Here is a 23,554-nt window from a genome sequence, read left to right as displayed (position 1 = left end):
CTCGTGCTTATTATGAACTTTTTTCACCAGATGGGTAGTCTTATCATGGAAAGAAATCGAAACTTAGAAAAAAATCAAAAAATGTTCGCCTTTGTTCGTAAAACAATGGTTGTCTTTTATACCGTATATGATAGAATGATAAAAATACTATGAAGTGAGAGAGTGATAAAGATGAGAGAAGTCAACGTGGCTGTTGTAGGTGCATCTGGCGCAGTCGGCACACAAATGATCAAAATGTTAGAAGAAACATCCATGCCTTTAGGCGAAGTGAAATTTTTAGCTTCCTTCCGTTCTGCAGGCAAAGAATTAACTTTTAAGGGTGAAACCAAGATCATTGAAGAATTAGTGCCTGAATCCTTTGAAGGCGTTGATTTAGCTTTGTTCTCAGCAGGCGGCGGCATTTCCGCTAAATTTGCTCCAGAAGCAGTAAAACGCGGAGCAGTCGTGGTGGACAACACGAGTCACTTCCGGATGGACAAAGAGGTTCCCTTGATTGTACCTGAAGTGAATCCTGAAGCATTACGAGACCACAAAGGGATTATTGCGAATCCTAATTGTTCCACTATTCAAATGATGGTTGCTTTAGAACCTGTTCGTCAGGCTTTTGGCTTGAAACGAATCATTGTATCAACCTATCAAGCTGTTTCCGGTGCGGGAAATCAAGCGATGGAAGAGTTGAAGAATCAAACGCAAGCCTTTTTAAATGATGAACCTATGACAGCAGAGATTCTACCATGCGGTGGAGACAAAAAGCATTATCCGTTGGCCTTTAACGCATTGCCGCAAATCGATGTATTTGCAGAAGAAGGCTATACGTATGAAGAATGGAAAATGGTTAATGAAACAAAGAAGATTATGTCAGACGACAGCATCCAAGTTTCAGCAACCTGTGTTCGAATTCCGGTCTTGTCAGGTCACTCTGAATCAATCTATGTAGAAACGGAAAAACCAGCAACAGTTAAGGAGATTCAAGAGGTTATCGCCAATGCAGCTGGAGCGGTCGTGGAAGACGATCCTAGTCAACAAATTTATCCACAAGCATTAAACAGTGTTGGCAAAAAAGAAACCTTTGTGGGGCGGATTCGTAAAGATTTAGACGTCGAAACTGGCGTGCACATGTGGGTAGTTTCAGATAACCTGCTAAAAGGTGCCGCTTGGAACTCCGTCCAAATTGCAGAAAAAATGGTGGAAATGGATTTACTGTAAATAAACGCGTGATTCAGGACGTTCTTTGAAAAAAGAACGTCTTTTTTGTTATTTAAAATAGGAGGATAAAATTCTTTCGAAAGGACACTCTTTTTCTGAAAGTAAATAAAGGAGTGAAAAAAGTTTGTAAACACAGGAAAGTTTGAGGATCATGATTAAGTTGAAATGAGTAGAAGAAGATAATAAATAAAAGATTGGTTTTGTTGTATAAAATACATCTGTTATATTACGTGTTATAGTTAAAAAGTTAATGAAATATAAAATAAAAGAATTGTATTGTTAGTATATTAACATCACATGCTTGATAAATATTCTGGAAGGATAAAAATACCTTCTCGATCCTTGACATATAAGCGTTTTTCGTATAAATATCCTATACAGTTTTTAGGTAATCCAATAATGTCTTCCGGCTATAGAAAACAAATGCTTTAAATGTTTTAAAAATCGATAAACTCCTTGTTTTTTAATAATTGTTATATTATTATAATTGTATAAGAGTAAGTAGTCAGGACTTTGCCAGGGAAGTTGAGTTGAGCAACACCTAACTGGTAATTACGTCTTTGTTTTACAAGAAGGAGGTGCTCGATTCTGTTGGAAGAAAGTGAAATGGACATTCGTGAAGAAGAGAACCGAGACGCAACGGGAAGCAAAGGAAATGAAAAGAAATTACAAAAGTCATTACCACAAAAAGTTACAGGATGGTTAGCAATCGCTATCTGCTTATTGTTGCTCCCCATTCTAATAGCCAATCTGGCGATTATTGTAAAGGGCAGTTTAAACCCCGATGAGATTCCAACGGTATTGGGGTATGCACCGATGGCGGTTGTGACCAACTCAATGAACACAGGAGAAGCAGACGCAATTCGCGCGGGGGATTTAGTGATCACGAAACAAACCGATCCAGACACCTTAGAGGTGGGAGATGTGATCATGTTTAAGAATAATCAAACAGCGATCATTCACCGTATTGTTGGATATAATGATGCGTCAGACACTTTTGTTACCAAGGGTGATGCGAATAATTTGGAGGATTTAGATCCGGTAGAAAAAGGAAAGATTATTGGTAAATTTACACAGCGTGTGCCCAAAGTTGGAGATTTTATTTTATTTTCTCGAACACCTTTAGGCATGCTGATTTGTATCGGTATTCCGATAATACTGTTTTTGGGTTATGACTTTGTTGCTAAGCGTCTTACGCGTCGCAAAGAAGTTAGATCATAAATTAAAGGGGAAGAAAAGAAGGGATGAAAGAAATGAGTAATGAAAAGAAAACAATGACACAGCGCAAGAGCAATAAGTCTATAAAAACCGCTGTTTTATTGTTTGGGGCAGTTTTGCTGACGACAAGTCTTTTAGGAGGTACGTTAGCAAAGTATACAGGAACAATTGGTGAAGCTAGTGATAGCGCACGAGTGGCAAAGTGGAATGTGGATGAAAAAATGAAACCATTTGATCTATTTGCCAATTCATATGTAAGCAAAGCTGGTGGAAATATTCCAGGTACTAACGAACCAGTAACAGTCAAAGGTGAGGGAACGACTAAGGTTATTGCTCCGGGTACACAAGGAGAAGCGATAATCAAAGTTGATGATACTATTACTGCTAGTGAAGTAGCCTACAAGTATAACTTTATGATCGACGCAGAGGATATGGATGGAACAAATCCTGTTTCAGCGGTAATTCCGTTTTATCGTAATGGGAATGAGAAGATTCCCACAGCACCAACTGCAGCTATTAAAGGTTGGAATGTTGACAAAAATGCAAGCAATAGTTTTGATGCTTGGCTGCCACTAGAATTTAAAGTTACTCAAGGCGCTTCAAAAATACTTTATGATGGTTTTACCAGTGGTGAAGATGGAACTGCTCAAGCCAAACGGTTAAGACAAGCCTTAACGAGTGTTGAATCTGATGTAATTTATCCTCAAAGCACTCCTAGTGATATTTCAACTATCTTAAACAATTCATCCGTCAAAATCGAGTGGAGATGGCAATTCGATCGAAATAAAGACGATCAAGATACGCAATTAGGCTTGAATGCCAACGGAACTGGAAATGAAGTACCTAATTTTGTAATTAAAATCGCTGCTGCAAAAACGCAAGTCGATTAATTCCTATTTGAGAAGCTGTTTTCAGCTTCTCAAAAGGTTGTCTAACCTTAGACAGCTTTTTGAGAGATTGAAAGAAGGGGAAAATGATGAAGAAGGATCTGCTAGTTAAAGTAAAACAGCTCTTGTTGATTTTCGCAGCGTTTTTCCTCTGTTTGACCATACACACGCAGGCTAGCTATGCTGCAGTCGAGGATTTTGTTTATGTGGAAGATCAATATGGTGAGCGTTGGCGTCCGGGTGAGATGACCAATACCAATATTTTTACTACTATTATCGTAGATACAGCTGCCAAAACGACAGCTGACGGTGAAAAATTAATTGCTCCTGGAACGAGCGGTGAGTATTCTTTTACGATTCATAATACATATGAACATCCGATTGACTATACAGTGATTGGCAAAGATCAGAACATCGACGAATTGCCTTTGGATTTTAAGCTGCGAGTAGCTAATGGTCCTTGGATTACCGAAGGAAGTGATCGGTGGAATTTATGGTCAAATACCTTTCCTTTAAGCTATACGCGAAAGCTTGAATCTGGTATGAGTGAGACAATTAATCTGCAATGGCAGTGGCCCTTTGAGCGCAGTCGCGATCTCGGCGATACGAATTATGGAGAAATAGCAAAGACGAGAGAGTTGATTTATCAATTAACGCTAAATGTACTCGTAGAAACGGATGACGGCCAGGGGAAACCTAAACCGGTTGATACATCTGTAAATGATAGGAAAGTCTCAGGCTTCTTCTCTGACAAAAAGTGGCGGACGTATCCTCAGACTGGGGAGTCATTAGCCAAAGCTAGTATCGTTATTGGATTTTTGATTCTCTTTTTCGTCTTTATCATTTTTCGCTTGCGCAAAGGACAGCAAGATGAAAACAATCGTTAATGGACTGAAAAATCTTATGATTGTCTTTTTATTACTGATTCTAACCTTCAATCTTTACAGCTTATACCAAAGTAAGAGTAACGACAGCCGTTTCCCAATGATACTTGGATACGGTTATGCTGTTGTGGCCTCTGGAAGTATGGAACCGACGTTGTCACAGGGAGATCTAGTGATTGTTCACGAGGAGATTGACTACGAAAAGGATGACATCATTACTTTTATTCAAGAAGGCGATAATCGAACGACTACACATCGGGTTATCGAACGTGAAGCCAAACATTTTATTACTCAAGGAGATGCCAACAATGCTGAGGATCAGCCAATTGTGGATGAACAAATCTTCGGAAAAGTGGTAGCTACACTTCCTCTAATCGGGTATATAATCCAGTTTGTGCGTACACCAGCAGGTTTATTAATAAGTATAAGTTTGTTTTTTCTACTGTTCTACTTGGATACTCGGCGAAAATAAAAGGAAACATAGAAGCCAAAAATTAACCCAAATAACCAGTGAATGAAATCAAAAGGCCAAGCAGCTTTTTGATTTTTTTGTATGCAGAACCTTGTTGTAGCAACACCGGAAAGACTTTTCTACCTAAATTTTATAGACAAATGGTCTGATTGAATTTACGATAGAAGCAGCAAAAGAACGGGAGAAGAGCATGAAGATTGGTGAACAACTAAAACAAAAACGACTGGAAAATAATTGGACACAGGCAGAGGTAGCTGAAGAGCTGTTTGTATCTGCTCGTTCAATTTCCAACTGGGAGAATGGAAGAAATATGCCGGACATTGAAAGCTTGATTCGTCTGGCACGACTTTATCGACTTTCTCTGGATGAATTATTAATGGAGGGATCGGAAATGGTAGAAGACTTAAAGAAAAAGGAACAGGCAGCACAATTGAGCCGAATCTTATTTTTTGGACCAATAATGACTAGTACTTTGCTGCTGATTTTGATGTTCATCCTGCCAAGTGGCTTGAATCGAGGTTGTCAATTTTTGATTGTAGCTGCGGCGGGCACAAACTTTGTTCCATGGCTTTATCTAAAAATGAAGATTGATCGGTTAAAAGGCCGTGAGCATGACTGGGAGAAAGAGATCAGAAACAGTAAAATAATCACCCTTGCGGCATTAATTCTGATCTTACTTTTTGTCGCTTATCTGTATACGCTATAATTCTAAAAAAATAGGCTGTTCGAGACTAAAAAGACACGACTTTTTATCCTTTTTCGCTATTTCCTATATATTTTTTATACACTTTACCTTAAAATTGTGAATGAAAGTTCTTTATTGGAGGATTGTGATGAAAAAAAGGCAAAAGGTTGTTGTTTACGGATTGATTTTAGTGATCCTGCTAGCTACAGGGATTAGTATAAAAATGGGATTGAGTAATCGCAGTGAAGAACAAAGTGAGCCGCCCGTTCAGAACACTGTCAGTCCTTTAACGGAAAAAGAAGAGGAACAATTGAAACAGGCCGATAGCTTGGCTATGCAGTACGATTATGATGGTGCAATCAAGCTGCTTCAAGGGCAGGATTTCACAGGAGTGGAAGAACGGTTGCTTGATTACAAGCTGCGAAAGAATGAGACCATTATGTGGTCTGACCCTGCGCTGTTTTCACACCTATCGATGCAGCCACTTGTTCCTCTGCCGGAAAAAGCCTTCAGCTCAACTGGAACGGTGGATTATCAGGGCAATAATGTAACGACGGATGAATTTGAACGTCTGCTTAACGAATTATATGAACGAAACTATGTACTGGTGCGCTTGTCTGACATTGTGAAAAAAACGAACGATGGCACGTGGCAATTTGTCGGAGTGGCTTTGCCGGAGGGGAAAAAGCCGCTAATTTTGTCTCAAGAAAATGTTTCTTACAACGAAGAAAACTCTGAAGCAGGACTTTCCAGTAAATTAGTAGTGGATAAGGACAATCGGGTGAAAAGTTGTTATCGGGCTGGTGAGAATGAACTGGCTGGAAATTATGATATGGTACCTTTAGTGGATCAATTTGTCTGGAAGCATCCGGACTTTTCTTATCGCGGATCAAAAGGAGCTTTGGCAGTAACTGGTGCAGACGGTGTTTTTGGCTATAATGTTTCCGCAAAGAAGAACACCAAAGAGAAGCAGCGGGCAAAAGCTGTGGCTGATCGTTTGAAGGAAACCGGCTGGACACTGGCTTCCTACTCATGGGCACCAATCAATTTTGACCATTCTAGCTTGGCAATGATTCAAGCGGATACTATTAAATACCAAGAAGAGGTGGAATCGATTATTGGTGAGACACCGTTGCTTTTGTTTCCAGCAGGTTCAGATATTGGTACATGGCAGCCATATAATGAATACAATCAAGCGTATCTTTATTTAAAGGACGCAGGTTTTTCTGTCTTTAGCCAACAAAACGCCACCCAAGAATCCTGGGGAGAATTCACCCCAGAGTATTACCGGAATTCACGGATAATGGTAACCGGAACGGCTTTGGAGAACGGGCATTCCAGTTTGACGCCATTTATGGATATTGCAGATGTAATAGATAAAGAAGTACGGGGATTCCCCTAAATAAAGGAGGCTGAATGCCTTCTTTTTTTGCAAGTAATTTAAAAAAATGGGCAAACCTTCAAAATGAAGAAAAGTTTTTTACCTTAAAACTTCAAAGTAGAAAGTAAGGATGTTTTATCTATCGTCAATCGGAACAGTTTGCGATTTTGAGCTTCTAAATCTTTTTAAGGGTTTCGGTAGTTTCTAGCTCTGTTCATGGTTTTTCAGCAAAAATCATGTATAATAGCTAGTGAGTATAAGCACAGACCGAACTGTTACGGGGTCTGAGGAAGCTGAAACCAATAGATAAAAAATATAAGAGGTGGCTATTTTTGAGTACAATCAAAATGATCCCCTTCAGCGGAGTACGTGAAAATGGTAAAAACATGTATGTGGTTGAAGTGGATAACGATATTTTTGTCCTAGATTGCGGACTAAAATATCCAGAAAATGAACTGTTGGGAATCGACATTGTGATTCCTGATTTTACCTATCTAATTGAAAATGCTGATCGAGTGGCGGGAGTATTCTTAACTCACGGGCACGCAGATGCGATCGGTGCTCTGCCTTATTTAGTATCCGAAGTGAATGTTCCAGTTTTTGGTACGGAGCTGACGATCGAATTGGCGAAGTTAAGTGTGAAGGACAATGAAGACAGCAAAAACTTCAAAGATTTTCATGTCATTGATGAGCATACGGAGATTGATTTTGGTTCAGCCAGTGTCAGCTTCTTCCGGACAACGCACACGATTCCAGATTCCGTTGGGATTAGCCTGAAAACCGATGAAGGAAACGTGGTTTATACTGGCGACTTCAAATTTGATCCGACGGCTATTCCAATGTATGCAACCGACTACCGCCGCTTGGCAGAGATCGGATCGGAAGGTGTCTTGGCGCTGTTCAGTTCTTCTTCTAACGCTGAAAATGCGATTCAAGTCGCTTCAGAACGAGAAATTTCCGACGAAGTATTCGATACCATCAAATACTGGGAAGGCCGGATTATCGTCGCTTCGGTTGCGAGCAACCTGCAACGGGTTCAGCAGGTGCTAAATGCCGCTGAAAAAGCCCATCGCAAAGTAGTACTAACCGGTCAAGATTTCGAACGAATTATCCGTACAGCAATGCGTTTAGGCAAGTTGGAAGTTCCTGAGGATTTGTTTATTACTCTGAAGGAAATGAAAAAGTACAAGCCTGAAGAATTAATCATCCTAGAAACTGGACGCATGGGTGAACCAATTAAGTCGTTGCAAAAAATGGCGAACGGTTCTCATCGCAATATTCGCATTGAAGAAGGTGACTTGGTCTACATTACCACTACACCAACTACGGCAATGGAAACAACTGTGGCAAAGACTGAAGACATGATTTACCGTGCTGGTGGAATCGTGAAGAATATTTCAGAAGATCTGCGCGTTTCTGGCCATGCGAATCCCCGTGATTTGCAGTTGATGTTGAATTTTATGTCACCGAAATACTTTATTCCAGTCCAAGGAGAATACCGTCAATTAGCTGCACATGCTGATTTGGCTCACGAATTGGGGATGGCTTACAAGAATATTTTCATCACAGGACGAGGCGATGTGTTGGAGTACAAGAACAACCATCTAAGCTCATCCGGCAGTGTTCCTGCGGATAACGTCATGATTGACGGAATTGGAGTAGGCGATATCGGTAATATTGTCCTGCGTGATCGTAAAGTTTTATCTGAGGATGGTATCTTTGTCATCGTCGTAACGATTGACCGTAAAGGCAAAAAGATCGTTTCAGCCCCACAAATTACGTCACGAGGCTTTGTTTATGTGAAAGCAAGCCGTGACCTGATTAAAGAAAGCGGCGAAATAACCGAAGAAATCGTTGTGAAGCATTTGCATTCGGATGATTTTGAATGGGCCAAACTGAAACAAGATATCCGTGACAAGCTAAGCCGCTACCTATTTGAACAAACCAAACGTCGTCCGGTGATTCTTCCTGTCATTATGGAAGCCAATCAACGCCGTGGACGCCGCAAATAAATAGTAAGCTAAAGACACAGTCGAACGTAACAATCGTTTGACTGTGTTTTTTTGCGTTTTTAAGAAGCAGGTTGCTAGTTAAAAGACCGGCTGCCTTTCTCGTAAACCAAAATGAACAGGTCAAAAACCAAAATGAAAGGTCTAAAAGTGTTCAATTTTGCCAACATGGTTAATCTTTTTGATACCGCTTTCTTTAGTTTGACAAGCTTCAACCAAGTTGAATAGAAGTTGGCACAGGAATTGCTTTATAAAAAGTGAAAGCAAATAAAGAGATGAGGATGTGATCCAATGAAAGCAGAAGTTTTGTATGGACCAGATGATGTACGCTACGAAGAGGTAGAGGAACCAGCTTGTCCTGCAGATGGTATAAAAGTGAAGGTAATTGCCTGTGGGATTTGTGGTTCGGATTTACGTACCTATGGTGGTGGATCGAAAAATTCAATTTTGCCAGCGATTTCCGGCCATGAGATTTCCGCTGAGGTGGTAGAAAGCAATTATGAAAGATTCCCAGTAAGTACTAAGCTGTCCATCGCTCCAGTCATCGTTTGTGGCGAATGCTGGTATTGTCAAAATGGGATTCAAAATCTTTGCGACAACATTCGGATGATTGGGACAGCGGAAGGAATCAATGGAGGCTTTGCCGAATACATTGCCTTTCCGAAAGAAATTATTGACCATGGCTGCTTCAATGCAATTCCGGAAGATATTGATCCAATTGATACAGTTATTGCGGAAACAGCGTCGTCAGTGCTGTGTGCGCAAATAAATACCAATATCGTCATGGATGATCTAGTAGTAGTTATCGGTGCTGGAACAATCGGCTGTCTGCATAGTGAGATTGCCCAAATTCGAGGTGTAAAAGAAGTACTGATTGTGGAAATGAATGAAGACAAAGCCAATCTAGCCCGCAAGCAAGGCTTCAATAATGTTATCAACATGAGCAGCTCAGATCCTCGCTTAAAAGAAATGGTGTTAGAGAAAACTAGTGGACGAGGAGCTGATGTGGTAATTAGTGCCTGCCCAGCAGGTCAAGCACAAGCTGATGCGGTTGAATTGGCCCGTAAGCGAGGCAAGGTCATCTTGTTTGGCGGTATTCATCCATCCAGTGCGAAGCTTTTGGACACTAATGCAATTCATTACAAGGAAATTATGGTTTACGGGGCTTCAGCTTATTCACCAGAAGTGAATCGAAAAGCCTTGAATTTAGTCTTAAATCGTCAGTTGGATGCTCGGAAATTTATCACGCATAAATATGAGTTAAAAGATTTGGCGCAGGGCTTTCACGATATGCGAGCCGGCAAAATGATTAAAGGTGTCATCATTCCATGAGAATGTAGAAAGTGAAGGAGGTGACTCAATTGGATAAATCATTCACTGAGAACCAGATGCTAAGCAAGAATGAGATCCATGCCATCATCACGGAGGAAACGAACCGTGATCAACTGATTTACCAGCTGGCCGGTGAAATGGCCGCTCATGGGATGGTGGAAGACTGCTACGGAAAGTCAGTTTTAGAAAGAGAACGAGAATTTCCTACGGGGGTTCCAACACCAGTACCAATAGCCATTCCTCATAGTGAACGCTCGCAGGTATTCAAAGCTGGGATTGGCGTTGCAGTACTGAAAAATAGTGCAAAGTTTGCCAGTATGGAAGATCCAAACCTGTTTTTAGAAGTAAAGGTTGTTTTTATGTTAGCGGCCAGCTTGAACGATGAACACCTGTATATGATCAAGGATATTATGGAAATTATCCAGGATACGCAAGTAGTTCAACAGCTTTTGGCAGCAAAATCACCAGAAGAAGTAGAAAGTATCATGCACTATGAATTCTCTAAAAGAGAAACCGAACGGTAATTAAAGAAAGGGGAGTATAAAAATGGCAGAAGAAAAAATCGTCGTAGTTGTTTGTGGAGCGGGGTTCGCAACCTCCACTGCAGGTGAAAATGAGGTGAAGAAAGTAGCCAAGGAATTGGGCATCAAAGTCAAATTGAACAAACGTCGAGCAACGGAATTGAAGACCGTCTTAAGTACCATGCAGCCGGATATGTATTTGCTGATGACACCGGTAACCACAGAATTAAATGCACCTAAGGTTAATGGTGTCCCGTTTATTTCAGGAATTGGTAAAGAAGAAGCCATGGAAGAAATGCGTCAAATTCTTAAGGGGTAGGCAGTTAAGAAAAACAGAATGAAAAAAGAATGGGGGGAAATCCATGTTTGAAGCAGTAAACAAAGGGTTCCAATGGTTTACGGGATTAGGTAGTAATGGGATTTTATGTGTAGCCTTGCTGATTATTGGACTGGTTTTAGGGTTGAAAGTTGGGGATGCCGTCCGTTCAGCATTGACTGCCACGGTTGGTTTCATTGGATTGAACTTAACTGTAGATATGCTGATCGCACAAATGTCACCGGCGACCCTGTCAATGGTTGAACGAATGAACTGGAATTTGGACGTTGTAGACGTCGGCTGGGGCTTAATGGGGATGGCCTGGGGACAACCTGGTTCAGGAATGGTAATCATCGCATTAATTGCAACGAATATTGCACTGATTTTCTTAAACTTCACAAAGACATTAATGGTAGACTTTTGGAATTATTGGTCTTTTGCAGCAAGTGCGGCTTTAATTTATGGAGCAACCGGCAACATGATCTTTACTGTACTAGCAGGTTGCATTTATATGGCTGTTTCTTTGAAATGGGCGGACAAAATGGCGCCAATTTACCAAGAATTTTACGGTATTCCAGGTTGTAGTTGGCCAACAGGGGCGATTATTGCTCCGGCTATGATTGGGATTCCAGTTGTAAAACTGATTCAAAAAATTCCTGGCATCAAAAATGTCAAAGCCGATCCAGAAACCATGCAGGAAAAAATGGGGATCTTTGGCGAACCGATTGTTATTGGGGCTGTCTTAGGGATGTTGATTGGTTTTATCGCCGGTTACGATGTTCGGCAAATCCTGTTATTAGGTTTCAATATGGCAGCGGTAATGATTCTATTACCACGGATGATCCAAATCATGATGGAAGGTTTAATCTCTATTTCCGACCAAGCGAAAATCTTTACAGCGAAATATATGAAGGGCCGTGAAGTTTGGATTGGGATTGATGCTTCTACTATTATGGGAAATCCAGCAACCATGTCAGCGATTTTGATCATGACACCAATCGTTACTTTTATGTCGATTATTCCTGGAAATAGAATGCTGGCGACCGCTTCATTAGTAGCCGTTCCATGGTTCATTATCGGGATTACTGCCTTTGCTAAGGAAAATATTTTGCACATCTGTATGTCCGTATTTGTAGTATTTGCCATTTATTTCTGGTGTGCCACTGCAATGGCCGGAGCGCATACACACATTGCTGAAATTGTAGGCTTTGAATTTCCAGAAGGCACAAGCTTAATTAGCAGTCTGTCAGAAGGAGGTAACCCAATTACCTTCATAATGTATAAAATCCTTGATCTTTTAGGCTTCGTAAACTATTAACGACAGGACTAAAAACAAGAATTAGGTTGTTCAGTCAAGACAGTTTTTATAGTAGGATTATAAATGAATAGTAACTGTCATTTATAACTACTAAAATCTGTTGAGGAGGTAAAACACTATGAAATCATCCGATTATACGCGCATGTTGCAGATGATTGACTCTGAAGATGCAAAAAATCCCTATACAGATCAAGAACTGGCTGAACATTTAAAGCTTTCTCGGAGTAGCGTGACTACCATGAGAAAAAAAGCAGGTATTGAAAATTCCAGAGAACGACGAGAGGTTGTTTTGTTAAGAGCAATTTTGACTTTTTTGGAAGCGGAACCAACGATCAGCATGAATCAACTGACTAAACGGTTAGTTGATTCAGGTTATCGAATTACTTTAAACAGCATTATCAATTTTGTTGAACAGCAAAATATATCTGTAGATACTGGGAAACAAGACGCATCGCCGCAAATGATCAAGAACGAGGCCTTTGCGGGAATCATCGGTGCGCAACGCAGTCTGAGTATCCAGGTGGAGCAAGCCAAAGCGGCTGTAATGTATCCACCAATCGGTCTTCATACATTGATTGTTGGGGAGACTGGGGTTGGGAAGAGTGTGCTAGCTGAAGCTATGTACAAATTTGCTTTGTTCAGCAAGCAGTTAGAGCCAAAGGATATGCCCTTTGTCGAGCTGAACTGTGCGGATTATGCTGAGAATCCTCAACTATTGAATGCGCAGCTTTTCGGTTATCAACGAGGAGCCTTTACGGGAGCTGACGAAGATCGCGAAGGATTAATCAGTCATGCCAATGGCGGTATTCTATTTCTTGATGAGGTGCATCGCATGCCGCCAGATGGACAGGAAATGCTGTTTCAATTAATTGATAAGGGCGTTTATCGTCGGCTGGGAGATCAGAAGACGCGAAATGCCCAAGTCATGATTATTGCTGCAACGACTGAAGATATAGAGACAAACTTGCTGGATACTTTCCGGCGCCGCATTCCGATGACGATAGCCATTCCGTCACTTTCAATGCGCGGAATCGATGAGAAATATGATATTATCATGACCTTTTTTCATCAAGAGGCACTGCGGGTAAATCGTGAGATCGTGATAACTTCTGATGCAATGCGCAGACTATTATCTTTACACTATCCCGGAAACGTTGGTGAGCTGAGAAGTAAAATTCAGGTGGCTTGCGCTAAAGGGTACTTGGCTTGTATGCATAAAGCCGGCAATAACGTTTGTATTCTGATTGATCGCGAGACGCTAGTTATCTCCCATCAACAGCTGCAGGAAACCGAAGCCCCCTCCAAAGAAATGGATACCTTTACTGCAAATGATTTAATTGTTTCTCCAACCGATGAAGCAATTGTTCCAGAATTAAAAATTAAAGATCCGAATGAATTTTCTGATGGTTTGTACCGGATTATTGAAACAGAATACGAAAAACTTCAAAATAATGATTTTTCAGAAAAAGACATCAATTCTATCATTTGGAAGCTGATGGAAAAGAAAATTTCCCGTTATATCAGTAACATTCAAACCGATAAGAATGTGAATCAAATCACGGATAATATCCAAACGATCGTGGAAGAAGATTTGCTGAAAATGGTAGAAGAGATGCTGAAGGTTGCTAAGGAAGAGCTAGGTGAGATTGATAAGTCCCTACTTTTTTGCTTAGCGACACACTTTAACGCCTCAATTGAGCGCATTCGCCGCGGAGAGCGTATTTTAAATCCGAATTTATCTAATGTGAAGAAACATTACCCTAAAGAATTCCAATTGGCTTATAAAATGGCAGGCTTGGCAAAACAATACATTGGGATGGAGCTGCCGGATGAAGAAATCGGCTTTATCGCTATGTACCTGTCCGCTACTAACAGCGGAAACGTTCGTTATGGCGAGGCAATTGGAGTTATCGTTGTTACGCATGGTCGAGTGGCAGCAGAAATGGTTGCAGTGGCGAATGAGCTGATGGGCAAATCTCATTTGACCTCACTTTGTATTAGTTTAGATGAAAGTCCCCGTTCGATATACAACCGCCTGCTAGAGCAAGTGAAAAAGAATAATCAAGGTCGAGGCGTACTGATCTTAGTAGATATGGGTTCACCAGAAACCTTCGGCAGTGAAATCGGGGGAGAGCTGGATATTGAGGTTCGAACAGTTACTCGGGTAGATACTTTAATGGTACTAGATGCGATTCGCAAAACACAGCTGGTAGATATGGATATAGATGAAGTAGCTGAATCCTTGATTAAGAACCAGCAAAATGTCGTTTTGAAGAAGCAAACAACCGCTGCGCCCAAACGACTTGCTTTTGTTTTTTTCTGTCTAACCGGTGAAGGCTGCGCCCAGTATTTGTACAAGCATCTCAACCAAGAAATTAGTACTTTGGCACCTTCGATTGCGTTCATTTTTTTGAGCTTATTAACAGACCAGCCACTGGACAGTCAAATTGCTGAAGTGAAAAAGGACTATCATATTTTAGGAATGGCTGGCTCTCTTGATGCCAATACAGGAGATATTCCACTGTTTATAATGTCAGAAATGCATCAAACAGGAGCGTTGGAACGCTTCATATTACGATTAAAAAAACGACAAATGCTGTTACCAACGCAACAAGTAGATACGTTGCCACTTAGCAGCCAATCGCTAATTTTCATGGATCAGGATTTTCAAACTAAGGAAGCCGCGATCCAATTTTTAGCGAACCAGTTAGTGGCTCAAGGCTACGTGAAGTTGAATTTTATTCAAACTGTGATTGAAAGAGAAAACATGGTACCAACTTGCTTAGAAACCGGTGTAGCAATTCCTCATGGCTACTTTTCAGAGGTAATTAAACCGCAAATTGCGATTTTGTTGCCGCGAAAACCAATTCCTTGGGGAAATCAAGCACTAGCGAAGGTTGTTCTATTGCTAGCTTTTACTGAAGAAACTGGTCCGATTTTCAGTCAGGTTTACTCGGTAATCTCAGATAAGAAAAAGGTTGAGACATTAACCAATCTACAAAGCAAAGAAGAAATTCAAGCCTGTTTAGATCCTTTTTATCCAAAATCACAGACGTTGGTAAACCAGCCTGTCGATGACTAATAGGAATCAACCAAAAACTGAAAGAAGATGAAAAACGACATGAAATTTGAAACGTTGAAAATGGTAGAAGGCTTAGGCAATGAGTTTGTTGTTGCAACTTATTACATGCGTTCAGAAAAGGAACCGGATCTTTATGACTGGGTAAAATTAGTCGCCGCTGACCAAAGTGCCGGCACCTGGACTCATGTGGAAGGCGAAACACCTGAAGTAATTGAAAAATATGGCGCGAAGGTAGTGGGTGTCTATCCAATGTCAGATGGTATTTCTTGTGTAGCACGAGTAGCTTATCCAACTGCCAATTTTCCGGCATACATGGCAATGGTTATCAGTACCGTAGCGGGAAATGTTTTAGCTCAAGATGGTATTCGCTTAGTTGACATTGAATTTCCTGATGCCATGCTGGAAGAATTTACTGGGCCATTAATGGGTGTCAGCGGTATCCGAAACCTGTTAGGTATTCAGGATCGTCCATTAGTCGGAGCAATCTTGAAGCCTTGCATTGGTGTTCCACCAGAAGCGAGTGCTGCCGGGGCAGCCAAAGCAGCCCTAGGTGGAGCAGATGTCATCAAGGACGATGAATTATTAAGTGATCCGGTTTATTCACCAATGGTAGATCGAGTAAAAACAGTCATGGCACATTTGAAGGAAGTTGGCAAAGATCAATCCACCTTGTACGCAGTGAATATCACTGGTTTAAATGTTGTCGATCGTGCCAAAGCAGCGATTGATGCCGGCGCTAACTCTATCATGGTGAACTATAACGCATTAGGCTGGGCAGCCACAGAAGACTTAGTTCGCTTTCTAAAAAAAGAAAATATCAAGATTCCAATCTTTGGCCATTGTGCTGGAGCCGGTGCGTATTACCGCTCCCAAAACAATGGAATGTCAGCAGCCTTAAGCTGTGGAAAATTACCACGGATCATGGGAATGGATATGCCATTGGTTTATCCAGACAGCGGACGTTTTGGCACAACTACGGATGAATTAGTGGAAACGCACAGTGCCTTGTCTACTCCTATGAAGAAGATTGAACCAGCCTTTACCACAGTTGCTGGTGGGGTTCATCCCGGCAGTATTGAGTACCTGATGAACCTGCTAGGCAACGAAACTATCCTAATGGCCGGTGGCGGAATTTACGGACACCCTAATGGAGCAGTCTCAGGAGCCAAAGCATTATTGCAGGCTATCGAAGCAGTCATGGCAGAGGTCCCCGTCACCGAAGCAGCCAATACCCACGAAGAATTAGATCAAGCACTGAAATTCTGGAGTTAAGAAAATAAAGCACGTGGACAAGGGGCAAACCTTTGTCCACACTCCAAATAGCTGATAGATGAATTAAAAATGAATACCATAATACAAATTAGGATGTCAGTCCAACTTTTCGCAGCATCAAAAATCAGAAAGAAATATCCAAAGTATCCACCCAAACAAGAATTAAAAAAGTTTAGTTGGATGATATACGTGGTGAAAATCAGACTCATTTTTCCCCAAGAAAAATGAATACCATAAAATGAACTAGGGTGTCAGTCCAACTTTTCGCAGCATCAAAAATCAGAAAGAAGTATCCAAAGTATCCACTCAAACAAGCAGCGAAAAGTCTAGTCGGATGATACACGTGATGAGAATAAAACTCATTTTTCCTCAAGAAAAATGAATACTACAATACGAATTAGGGGGAATTTCGTTGGAAAGCAAGATCTCGAAAGAAACGATGTTAGAACTCTATCGGGTGATGATCCGCATTCGGGCTTTTGAAAATGAAGCCATTGAATTGGCGAAAGCCAACATCACTCGGGCGGCAGTCCACACCTACAACGGGGAAGAAGCCATTGCTGTAGGCGTGTGTGCCCATTTAAGTAATAAAGACTATATCACCTCTACCCATCGCGGCCACGGTCACTGTATTGCTAAAGGCGCCGATTTGCGACGCATGTTCGCTGAACTGATGGGACGAGAAACCGGCTACTGTAAAGGAAAAGGCGGCTCCATGCATATTGCTGACTTAGCTACCGGAAATCTGGGAGCCAACGGGATTGTTGGTGGCGGAATTCCAATGGCGATGGGTGCAGGACTAGGTCAACAGGTTGCTCATGAACCAAACTTGACCGTTTCCTTCTTCGGAGATGGTGCCTCTAATGAAGGCTCCTTCCATGAAGCATTAAATATGGCCTCCATCTGGAATTTACCAGTGGTCTTCATTTGTGAAAATAACAAATTTGGCATTTCAACCTCTACTGAAAAATCGATGAATATCGAACGAATTTCGGACCGGGCGAAGGCTTATGGAATCAAAGGATTAACGGTTGATGGAAATGATTTAGTGGACGTTTATCAAACCTTTGCCGAAATCAAAGAAGAAGTTTTAGCAGGCAAAGGACCTGTATTGCTGGAAATGGATACCTACCGCATGTCTGGCCATTACTTTGGTGACAGCGAAAATTATCGCAACCGCGAGGATGTCGAAAAATGGAAAGATAAAGATCCGATTGTCCGCTGTGAACAGCGTTTAGTCAAGGTACATGGCGTAAGCGAAGAAGCTTTGAAAGCTATTCAAAAAGAAGAAGAAAAAATGGTACTGGCTGCTTCTGAACAGGCCAAGCTAGATCCTGAGCCGGCGGTTGAAGATATCATGAATGATTTATACGATCCAACCTTTGAAGAAATCGAATGGAAAATCTTTTCCAAAGGATAGGAAGGAGATTAATATGCGGAAACTTTCAATGCGTCAGGCGGTCAATGAAGCACTGCACATTGCCTTTAACAGTGATAAAAATGTATTTACCATCGGGGAGGATATCGCTGTTTACGGCGGTCAGCTGCGATGCAGTTACGATTTATTAGATAATTTTGGCGGTGAACGGGTGAGAGACACCCCGATCTCCGAGGTAGCGATTGTCGGAGCAGGTATCGGCTCAGCTATGATCGGTCGCCGACCAATTGTTGAATTGTCTTACATGGATTTTATCGGTGTTTGTTTCGATCAAATTCTTAACCAGGCAGCTAAAATGCGGTATATGTATGGCGGACGAGTGAGTATTCCATTAGTCATTCGCACGCAATGTGGTGCTGGACTAGGAAATGGTGCTCAGCATTCCCAATCATTAGAAAATATTTTGTCTCACGTACCAGGTATTCGGGTCGTAATGCCGTCAAATGCCTACGATGCCAAAGGCCTGCTGCTGCGGGCGATTCGCGATAACAATCCAGTGGTTTTTGTGGAACACAAAGCGCTGTACAAACGTAAATGCGAAGTGCCAGAAGAACCTTATGAAGTCAGTTACGAAAGTGAAGTCAAGGAAGCTGGCGATGACATTACCTTGATTGCTTACTCAGCCATGGTGGACGTTGCATTGAAAGCAGCCAAAAAGCTGAAGGAAGAAGGCATCAGTGCCGAAGTCATTGATGTGAAGAGTATCGAACCGTTAGATATGCAGCCGATTCTAAAATCAGTTGAAAAAACAGGGCATGCGGTGATCGTCCATGAAGCGGTTAAAAAATCTGGCTTTGGCGGCGAAATAGCCACTCAAATCCAAGAGTTTGCCTTCGAGCATTTAAAGAAACCCGTTTTGCGAGTAACTGCCCCTGATGTGCCAGTACCATTTGCTCGTAATTTAGAAGTTGCTTATGTGCCAAATGAGGAACAAGTAATGGAAGCTGTCAGAGCTACATTGAAATAGAGGAGGACCATTGATGAAAAAAGAAGTAATTATGCCAAAAATTGGCTTAGATATGGATGAAGGAACGATTCTTACTTGGTACAAAAAAGTCGGTGATTCGGTTAAAAAAGGAGAAGTCTTATTAGAAATCGAAACCGATAAAGCGACAACCGATGTAGAATCAGCCGTTGATGGTACCTTAGTGGAAATAGTCGAGGAAGAAGACGAAACTGTCGATATCGGTGAAACGATTGCGTGGATTGAAGTCGATGAGTAGTGAAGGAAAGAAGCTGACTGGGCTAAAAAAAGCCATGGCCAAGCAAATGATTCGCAGCTGGACCGATGTACCCCAGTTTCAACTGAGTACTACGGTTCGTTGCGATCAGCTAATCGCCTATCGCAAGGATTTGGCTACAAAGGTATCCTTTACAGCGATTATTGCCAAAGCAGTCGCGATTGCCTTGTCTGAGTTTCCAGAAATCAATCAACGTTTTGTGGAGGGGTTAGTGGAAAGTGTAGCGGCAGTCAATGTCGGTATTGCTAGCGATACCAAACGAGGCTTGCTAGTTCCCGTAATCAACCAAGTGGATACAAAGTCATTAGCAGCTATTCAAAATGATTTGAATCAAATCAAGGAACAAAGTAAAACTGGCAAGTTCTCAATGGAAGAGCTGACTGGTGGCACCTTCACCATCAGTAATCTGGGCATGTTTAATATTGAGACCTTTTCTTCGATTGTGAACACACCGGAATTAGGTATTCTGGCAATTGGAAAGATTGCCAAGAAACCTTATGTTGATGAAAACGATCAGCTGATTGTAGCCTCGGTTCTACAGCCAGTCCTAACCTTGGATCATCGAGTAGCCGATGGGGCGACGGGTGCCCGCTTCTTAACCCGTTTAGCTGAAATCTTAGAAAATCCCAACGAACAGTTACCAAAAGAATAGGGAGGTCAGTCAGTGAGTAAAACTGTAGCAATTATCGGCGGCGGTCCCGGCGGATATGTAGCCGCGATCCGAGCCGCTCAATTAGGAGCCAAGGTCACGCTAATTGAAAAAAATCAACTTGGCGGAACGTGTCTAAATGTAGGCTGTATCCCAACCAAGGCATTGCTGCAATCAGCAGAAGCCTTAGAGCAGGTGAAACAAGCTAAAAAATTCGGTGTTCAAGCCGAGGCACAAGGCTTCGATTGGGTAGCAGTGATGAAGCGCAAGGACCGGGTAGTCAAGCAGCTGGTTAAAGGTGTACAGGGCTTGATGAAAGCCAATCAAATTGAAATCTTGCCAGGTACCGCCGCTTTTGTAGATGATCAAACCTTAGAAGTGACTGCCGCAGATGGGGAAAAAATTCAGCTGCAGCCAGATCGGATTGTGATTGCTACCGGCTCGCAGCCCTTCATTCCACCAATTAAAGGATTAGATACCTACACTAATTGGTTGGATTCAGGCAAAGCCCTAGCTCTAGAAACCTTGCCTGAATCATTAGCCATCATTGGCGGTGGGGTAATTGGGATCGAATTTGCCTCTATTTTTAATAGCTTTGGGGTAAAAGTAACCATTGTTGAAGAACAGCCAGAAATTTTGCCTTCGATGGATCAAGAACTAGCTGGACTGCTCAGAAAGAAATTAGCGAAGGCAGGCATTCATTTCCTATTAGGCCAACGAGTTGAAGTAGTTGCCGGCGATGAAAAGCAGGTCGAGCTTTCTTTAGGCGAAGAAACCGTTCAGGCAGAGCAGCTGCTAGTGGCGGTCGGCCGCAGAAGCTACCTTGAGGGTTTAGGCCTTGAAAATACCAGTATCCAAACCGAACGACAACGAATCCTAGTGAATGAGTACCTCCAAACTAATGCAGCAAATGTATACGCAATTGGGGATTGTACTGGACAGATTATGTTGGCCCATTATGCTTCCGCCCAAGGAGAATGTGCCGTGGAGAACGCACTAGGAGCATCAGAAAAATTCAGGGGTGAAGCTACCCCAGGCTGTGTCTACTCCGATCCAGAATTCGCCAGTGTTGGTTTGACAGAAGAACGAGCAGCCCAAAAAGACCTTGCCTATCGTGTTGGCAAGTTCCCGCTAAAAGCTAGCGGAAAGGCTCTAGCAATGGACAAAACCTATGGATTCGCCAAGGTTCTAGTCGAAGAGCAAACCCAAAAACTGCTGGGTGTTCATTTACTCTGTGAACGAGCAACTGATTTGATCACCGAAGCAGCATTAGTTTTACAAAAAGGTGGAACCGTCGAAGATATACTTGCAACGATCCATCCGCATCCAACCCTCAGCGAAGTGGTCCGAGAAGCTGCCTTAGCTGCGGATCAACGAGCGATTCACATTCCAAACTAAAACCATAAACTTCAGAATTTTACGGTGTTTATCAAGAGTGGATAAGCAGACAAAAAATTCTGAGGTTTATTTTGTTAGCAGGTGTAGGTGAATTGGTCTTTGAACCAGATTTAACTTATTAATCATTATTGAAAACACCTAGTGATAGCGGTTACTTTTGCTGTTATAATAAAGAGGCTAACAAATAACTGAATCGTGAACGGTGGCTATCTCTTGGGAGGTGGTACTTATGGAGATAAGTACAAAATCTGAAGAAGGGAGAGGCCTTTTGTCAACCGCTGAAGCTTTGCAGCTGATGCTGGCATTTGGTGGCTTTGTGCTAACCTTTGTCGGTGTAGTTGTGGCTTTGATCGAATTAAAAGACAAAAGAAAATAACCGTTCAGCGACGCAAGCTGTAGTACGGTTATTTCTTTAAATAATTAAACTATAGCTGCCGTTCTTGAAACGGTGTTCAAGTTAGCATTAGGGGCATGTTACCAGCATGCTCCTTTTACACCTCTATAGTAGCATTTTCTGCTTAAAAAGTATAGCACTCCCTCCATAGAAGTAGTCTCGAGAACAAACAGTAACGTCAAACTTTACTGACGGATTAAAGCCACAAATAGGCAAAAATGAAATGCAATATCTAAAGACTCACTCTACACAAGACTCTCTCTTCAAAGAATCAATGACTACAATCCATCACTAAAAAAACAACTGGTTCATTCAATTATCAAAGATCGCAGACTGCCAACAAAACGGCAGAAAAAAGCTAAATTCCAACCTCAATTATGTAGAACTTTTCTACTCAAAGCAGAGGTGCTGCGCGCATAACACCTCAAAAGCACCGTTTAAGACGGTGACTGTGAGTAGAGGTTGGTATTATTTCTTGTTGTGTCGATCAAGGGTAATGATCAAGGTCGCAAAGGCAATTGCCAAGGTCAACGCCTGATACACAGTCATGGCGGGAAATCCTTTCCTAGGTTAAGCATTTTTTTCGCATCCCTCCTTTATAGAAGTTCAGCCACCGCCATAAACACTGCTAAGTCAGACATCACCTCCTTTACAAACCACAAGGGCAGGGTGGGAAATCACTCTAGCGTTTTTTCTTTTTGCCTTTTTTCTTCTTCTTGGCTTCGTGAAAGGCTCGGACTCGATCAACTTGGGCCTTTCTTGGGTTAACGGGCTTCTGGATTGTCTGATTATCGATTATTGGCAAGTTACTTTCTGTTTCATTCGATACAGTTTCCAGTTGTTGGGATGAAGCACTTGGTACAACAACGGAAACTTCATTAGGCGCTGCTTTCTCAACAACAGCTGCCAGTGAATCAGAGTTCAATAAAGGAGCCTTCAAAGAAGTAGTTGACACCACCGCTTTTTTCTCAATTGACTTCATTGTTTCTGGCACTTGAACAATGGTTTCCGCCGTTCTTGGTGCAACAACCTCTTCTTGAATTATTTCTTCAAGTACATTTTCTTCTGGTTTTATTTCATTTAAAACAGGTACTTCAGAGATTTGCGGTGCTTCTTCAGCTACAATATGAGCTGAAAAGATATTGCTTGGATCAGCGATATAAGCTTCTGGTGTTGGCTTCGATAGATCAAAAATCGGTGTTTCAATAGTTTCAACGAATTTCGCGGAAACGACCTTAGTGAATTGTCGGATTCCGTCTTTCTGAAATAGATTTAACGTAGTTATGGTGTCTAAGGCTGTTTTGATTTCCTCTGGACTCTTCGTTGGATCTGGATCATTGTAGCCCCAGCGATGGGTTCTTCCTGCGGCATTTTCAAATACGGCTGCTAGTTTAAACATATTTTTTTCTCTCCTTAATTTTTTTATCTTTATATAGTAGTTTTTCAGGAACTTTCTAAAGTGTCCTGTTCATTTCCTTCAACACTTGACGGGATGACTTCCATTAATTCTGTAGTGACATGTGCAGGTGGAAAACACCGAGCTGATAAGATCTCCCACTCATTCTCTTCAAAATATTCTCTAAAGAAATAGAAGTAACGGCGCAGGGCACGAGTAATCCGATTGTTGGCAAAAAGATGCTTAACTAAATCCTGCAGGAATAATTCAAAATCAGATTCGCCTAGCATATGGCGAACTTTCATGGCTAACAATAGTTGAATCGTCACAGAACTATCCTGGGTTTCTTGATAGTAATGAACAATTTGTTCTTCTAGTTTGTTGCTTTTTAAATGAAATAGTTGGTATTGAGTGAAAGGCTGTTCAGTCATCGGTGGTTTCCTCCTTCAGCTCCC

23 protein-coding genes are annotated in these 23,554 nt (G+C 41.7%); 20 read left to right on the top strand and 3 right to left on the bottom strand.

Annotated elements, in window-relative coordinates; translation table 11 throughout:
* The first annotated feature begins 171 nt into the window (after positions 1-171).
* The 20 genes from IGI46_RS00340 to IGI46_RS00245 all read left to right on the top strand — a co-directional run bounded on the left by IGI46_RS00340 (position 172) and on the right by IGI46_RS00245 (position 21,685).
* Positions 172-1,206 (top strand): aspartate-semialdehyde dehydrogenase, encoded by a 1,035-nt coding sequence (locus IGI46_RS00340; protein WP_207704145.1) that lies wholly within the window; start codon positions 172-174, stop codon positions 1,204-1,206.
* A 591-nt stretch (positions 1,207-1,797) separates the two neighbouring features.
* Complete coding sequence (locus tag IGI46_RS00335; RefSeq protein WP_429964375.1) at positions 1,798-2,427, top strand: signal peptidase I; 630 nt, start codon at positions 1,798-1,800, stop codon at positions 2,425-2,427.
* 32 nt (positions 2,428-2,459) lie between these two features.
* On the top strand, positions 2,460-3,314 hold the full coding sequence (locus IGI46_RS00330) for a hypothetical protein (RefSeq protein ID WP_429964374.1): 855 nt from the start codon (positions 2,460-2,462) through the stop codon (positions 3,312-3,314).
* An 83-nt stretch (positions 3,315-3,397) separates the two neighbouring features.
* Positions 3,398-4,198, top strand: a complete 801-nt coding sequence (locus IGI46_RS00325) for an LPXTG cell wall anchor domain-containing protein (RefSeq protein WP_429972614.1) — start codon at positions 3,398-3,400, stop codon at positions 4,196-4,198.
* Positions 4,182-4,667 (top strand): signal peptidase I, encoded by a 486-nt coding sequence (locus IGI46_RS00320; RefSeq protein WP_429972613.1) that lies wholly within the window; start codon positions 4,182-4,184, stop codon positions 4,665-4,667. Before IGI46_RS00325 ends, IGI46_RS00320 begins: the two co-directional genes overlap by 17 nt.
* Before the next feature lie 190 nt (positions 4,668-4,857).
* Positions 4,858-5,373 carry a helix-turn-helix domain-containing protein gene (locus IGI46_RS00315; protein ID WP_429972612.1) on the top strand — a complete coding sequence of 172 codons (516 nt, stop codon included), beginning with the start codon at positions 4,858-4,860 and terminating at the stop codon, positions 5,371-5,373.
* Positions 5,374-5,500: 127 nt separating this feature from the next.
* The gene (locus tag IGI46_RS00310) at positions 5,501-6,754 is read left to right on the top strand and encodes a hypothetical protein (protein WP_429972611.1); all 1,254 of its coding nucleotides are present in this window, start codon (positions 5,501-5,503) and stop codon (positions 6,752-6,754) included.
* A gap of 311 nt (positions 6,755-7,065) precedes the next feature.
* Positions 7,066-8,745 (top strand): ribonuclease J, encoded by a 1,680-nt coding sequence (locus IGI46_RS00305; protein WP_429972610.1) that lies wholly within the window; start codon positions 7,066-7,068, stop codon positions 8,743-8,745.
* Positions 8,746-9,033: 288 nt separating this feature from the next.
* Positions 9,034-10,074, top strand: coding sequence for a zinc-binding dehydrogenase (locus IGI46_RS00300; RefSeq protein WP_429972609.1), 1,041 nt, complete (start codon positions 9,034-9,036; stop codon positions 10,072-10,074).
* 20 nt (positions 10,075-10,094) lie between these two features.
* Positions 10,095-10,598: a PTS sugar transporter subunit IIA gene (locus IGI46_RS00295; RefSeq protein ID WP_429973937.1), complete on the top strand. Its 504-nt coding sequence runs from the start codon at positions 10,095-10,097 to the stop codon at positions 10,596-10,598.
* A 22-nt stretch (positions 10,599-10,620) separates the two neighbouring features.
* Complete coding sequence (locus tag IGI46_RS00290; RefSeq protein ID WP_010756850.1) at positions 10,621-10,914, top strand: PTS sugar transporter subunit IIB; 294 nt, start codon at positions 10,621-10,623, stop codon at positions 10,912-10,914.
* A 43-nt stretch (positions 10,915-10,957) separates the two neighbouring features.
* Entirely contained in the window at positions 10,958-12,229 is a 1,272-nt protein-coding gene (locus IGI46_RS00285; protein ID WP_207704154.1) for a PTS transporter subunit IIC, read from the top strand.
* 118 nt (positions 12,230-12,347) lie between these two features.
* Positions 12,348-15,311 (top strand): sigma 54-interacting transcriptional regulator, encoded by a 2,964-nt coding sequence (locus IGI46_RS00280; RefSeq protein ID WP_429972608.1) that lies wholly within the window; start codon positions 12,348-12,350, stop codon positions 15,309-15,311.
* Between the two features lie 39 nt (positions 15,312-15,350).
* The gene (locus IGI46_RS00275; RefSeq protein WP_429972607.1) at positions 15,351-16,583 is read left to right on the top strand and encodes a RuBisCO large subunit C-terminal-like domain-containing protein; all 1,233 of its coding nucleotides are present in this window, start codon (positions 15,351-15,353) and stop codon (positions 16,581-16,583) included.
* Positions 16,584-17,022: 439 nt separating this feature from the next.
* Positions 17,023-18,003 carry a thiamine pyrophosphate-dependent dehydrogenase E1 component subunit alpha gene (locus IGI46_RS00270; protein ID WP_429973936.1) on the top strand — a complete coding sequence of 327 codons (981 nt, stop codon included), beginning with the start codon at positions 17,023-17,025 and terminating at the stop codon, positions 18,001-18,003.
* A gap of 13 nt (positions 18,004-18,016) precedes the next feature.
* A complete protein-coding gene (locus tag IGI46_RS00265; RefSeq protein WP_207704158.1) occupies positions 18,017-18,988 on the top strand; it encodes an alpha-ketoacid dehydrogenase subunit beta in 972 nt (323 codons plus the stop codon).
* A gap of 13 nt (positions 18,989-19,001) precedes the next feature.
* On the top strand, positions 19,002-19,244 hold the full coding sequence (locus IGI46_RS00260; protein ID WP_429972606.1) for a biotin/lipoyl-containing protein: 243 nt from the start codon (positions 19,002-19,004) through the stop codon (positions 19,242-19,244).
* Positions 19,237-19,914, top strand: coding sequence for a 2-oxo acid dehydrogenase subunit E2 (locus tag IGI46_RS00255; RefSeq protein ID WP_429972605.1), 678 nt, complete (start codon positions 19,237-19,239; stop codon positions 19,912-19,914). Before IGI46_RS00260 ends, IGI46_RS00255 begins: the two co-directional genes overlap by 8 nt.
* A 12-nt stretch (positions 19,915-19,926) precedes the next feature.
* Entirely contained in the window at positions 19,927-21,309 is a 1,383-nt protein-coding gene (gene lpdA, locus IGI46_RS00250; protein ID WP_429972604.1) for a dihydrolipoyl dehydrogenase, read from the top strand.
* Positions 21,310-21,538: 229 nt separating this feature from the next.
* A complete protein-coding gene (locus tag IGI46_RS00245; RefSeq protein WP_010758334.1) occupies positions 21,539-21,685 on the top strand; it encodes a putative holin-like toxin in 147 nt (48 codons plus the stop codon).
* Positions 21,686-22,171: 486 nt separating this feature from the next.
* Here the strand turns inward: IGI46_RS00245 and IGI46_RS00240 are convergent, their stop codons facing one another.
* From IGI46_RS00240 to IGI46_RS00230, 3 genes are all read right to left on the bottom strand, one after another.
* Positions 22,172-22,252: a putative holin-like toxin gene (locus tag IGI46_RS00240; protein ID WP_242704509.1), complete on the bottom strand. Its 81-nt coding sequence runs from the start codon at positions 22,250-22,252 to the stop codon at positions 22,172-22,174.
* 133 nt (positions 22,253-22,385) lie between these two features.
* Complete coding sequence (locus tag IGI46_RS00235; protein ID WP_429972603.1) at positions 22,386-23,102, bottom strand: DUF2922 domain-containing protein; 717 nt, start codon at positions 23,100-23,102, stop codon at positions 22,386-22,388.
* 44 nt (positions 23,103-23,146) lie between these two features.
* Positions 23,147-23,530, bottom strand: coding sequence for a hypothetical protein (locus tag IGI46_RS00230; RefSeq protein WP_429964366.1), 384 nt, complete (start codon positions 23,528-23,530; stop codon positions 23,147-23,149).
* Positions 23,531-23,554 lie beyond the last annotated feature (24 nt).

Origin of the sequence: Enterococcus sp. AZ163 (genome assembly GCF_050498925.1) — a bacterium.
In the GTDB taxonomy this organism is placed as follows: Bacteria; Bacillota; Bacilli; order Lactobacillales; family Enterococcaceae; genus Enterococcus_A; species Enterococcus_A ferrettii.
This window is presented reverse-complemented; position numbering and strand designations above follow the sequence as displayed.

Bases quoted from the DNA above. Each gene is read 5' to 3' on its own strand.
- IGI46_RS00340 (WP_207704145.1), top strand. From the start codon at position 172: ATGAGAGAAGTCAACGTGGCTGTTGTAGGTGCATCTGGCGCAGTCGGC.
- IGI46_RS00330 (WP_429964374.1), top strand. From the start codon at position 2,460: ATGAGTAATGAAAAGAAAACAATGACACAGCGCAAGAGCAATAAGTCT.
- IGI46_RS00325 (WP_429972614.1), top strand. From the start codon at position 3,398: ATGATGAAGAAGGATCTGCTAGTTAAAGTAAAACAGCTCTTGTTGATT.
- IGI46_RS00320 (WP_429972613.1), top strand. From the start codon at position 4,182: ATGAAAACAATCGTTAATGGACTGAAAAATCTTATGATTGTCTTTTTA.
- IGI46_RS00315 (WP_429972612.1), top strand. From the start codon at position 4,858: ATGAAGATTGGTGAACAACTAAAACAAAAACGACTGGAAAATAATTGG.
- IGI46_RS00310 (WP_429972611.1), top strand. From the start codon at position 5,501: ATGAAAAAAAGGCAAAAGGTTGTTGTTTACGGATTGATTTTAGTGATC.
- IGI46_RS00300 (WP_429972609.1), top strand. From the start codon at position 9,034: ATGAAAGCAGAAGTTTTGTATGGACCAGATGATGTACGCTACGAAGAG.
- IGI46_RS00290 (WP_010756850.1), top strand. From the start codon at position 10,621: ATGGCAGAAGAAAAAATCGTCGTAGTTGTTTGTGGAGCGGGGTTCGCA.
- IGI46_RS00285 (WP_207704154.1), top strand. From the start codon at position 10,958: ATGTTTGAAGCAGTAAACAAAGGGTTCCAATGGTTTACGGGATTAGGT.
- IGI46_RS00280 (WP_429972608.1), top strand. From the start codon at position 12,348: ATGAAATCATCCGATTATACGCGCATGTTGCAGATGATTGACTCTGAA.
- IGI46_RS00275 (WP_429972607.1), top strand. From the start codon at position 15,351: ATGAAATTTGAAACGTTGAAAATGGTAGAAGGCTTAGGCAATGAGTTT.
- IGI46_RS00270 (WP_429973936.1), top strand. From the start codon at position 17,023: ATGTTAGAACTCTATCGGGTGATGATCCGCATTCGGGCTTTTGAAAAT.
- IGI46_RS00265 (WP_207704158.1), top strand. From the start codon at position 18,017: ATGCGGAAACTTTCAATGCGTCAGGCGGTCAATGAAGCACTGCACATT.
- IGI46_RS00260 (WP_429972606.1), top strand. From the start codon at position 19,002: ATGAAAAAAGAAGTAATTATGCCAAAAATTGGCTTAGATATGGATGAA.
- IGI46_RS00255 (WP_429972605.1), top strand. From the start codon at position 19,237: ATGAGTAGTGAAGGAAAGAAGCTGACTGGGCTAAAAAAAGCCATGGCC.
- IGI46_RS00245 (WP_010758334.1), top strand. From the start codon at position 21,539: ATGGAGATAAGTACAAAATCTGAAGAAGGGAGAGGCCTTTTGTCAACC.
- IGI46_RS00240 (WP_242704509.1), bottom strand. From the start codon at position 22,252: ATGACTGTGTATCAGGCGTTGACCTTGGCAATTGCCTTTGCGACCTTG.
- IGI46_RS00235 (WP_429972603.1), bottom strand. From the start codon at position 23,102: ATGTTTAAACTAGCAGCCGTATTTGAAAATGCCGCAGGAAGAACCCAT.
- IGI46_RS00230 (WP_429964366.1), bottom strand. From the start codon at position 23,530: ATGACTGAACAGCCTTTCACTCAATACCAACTATTTCATTTAAAAAGC.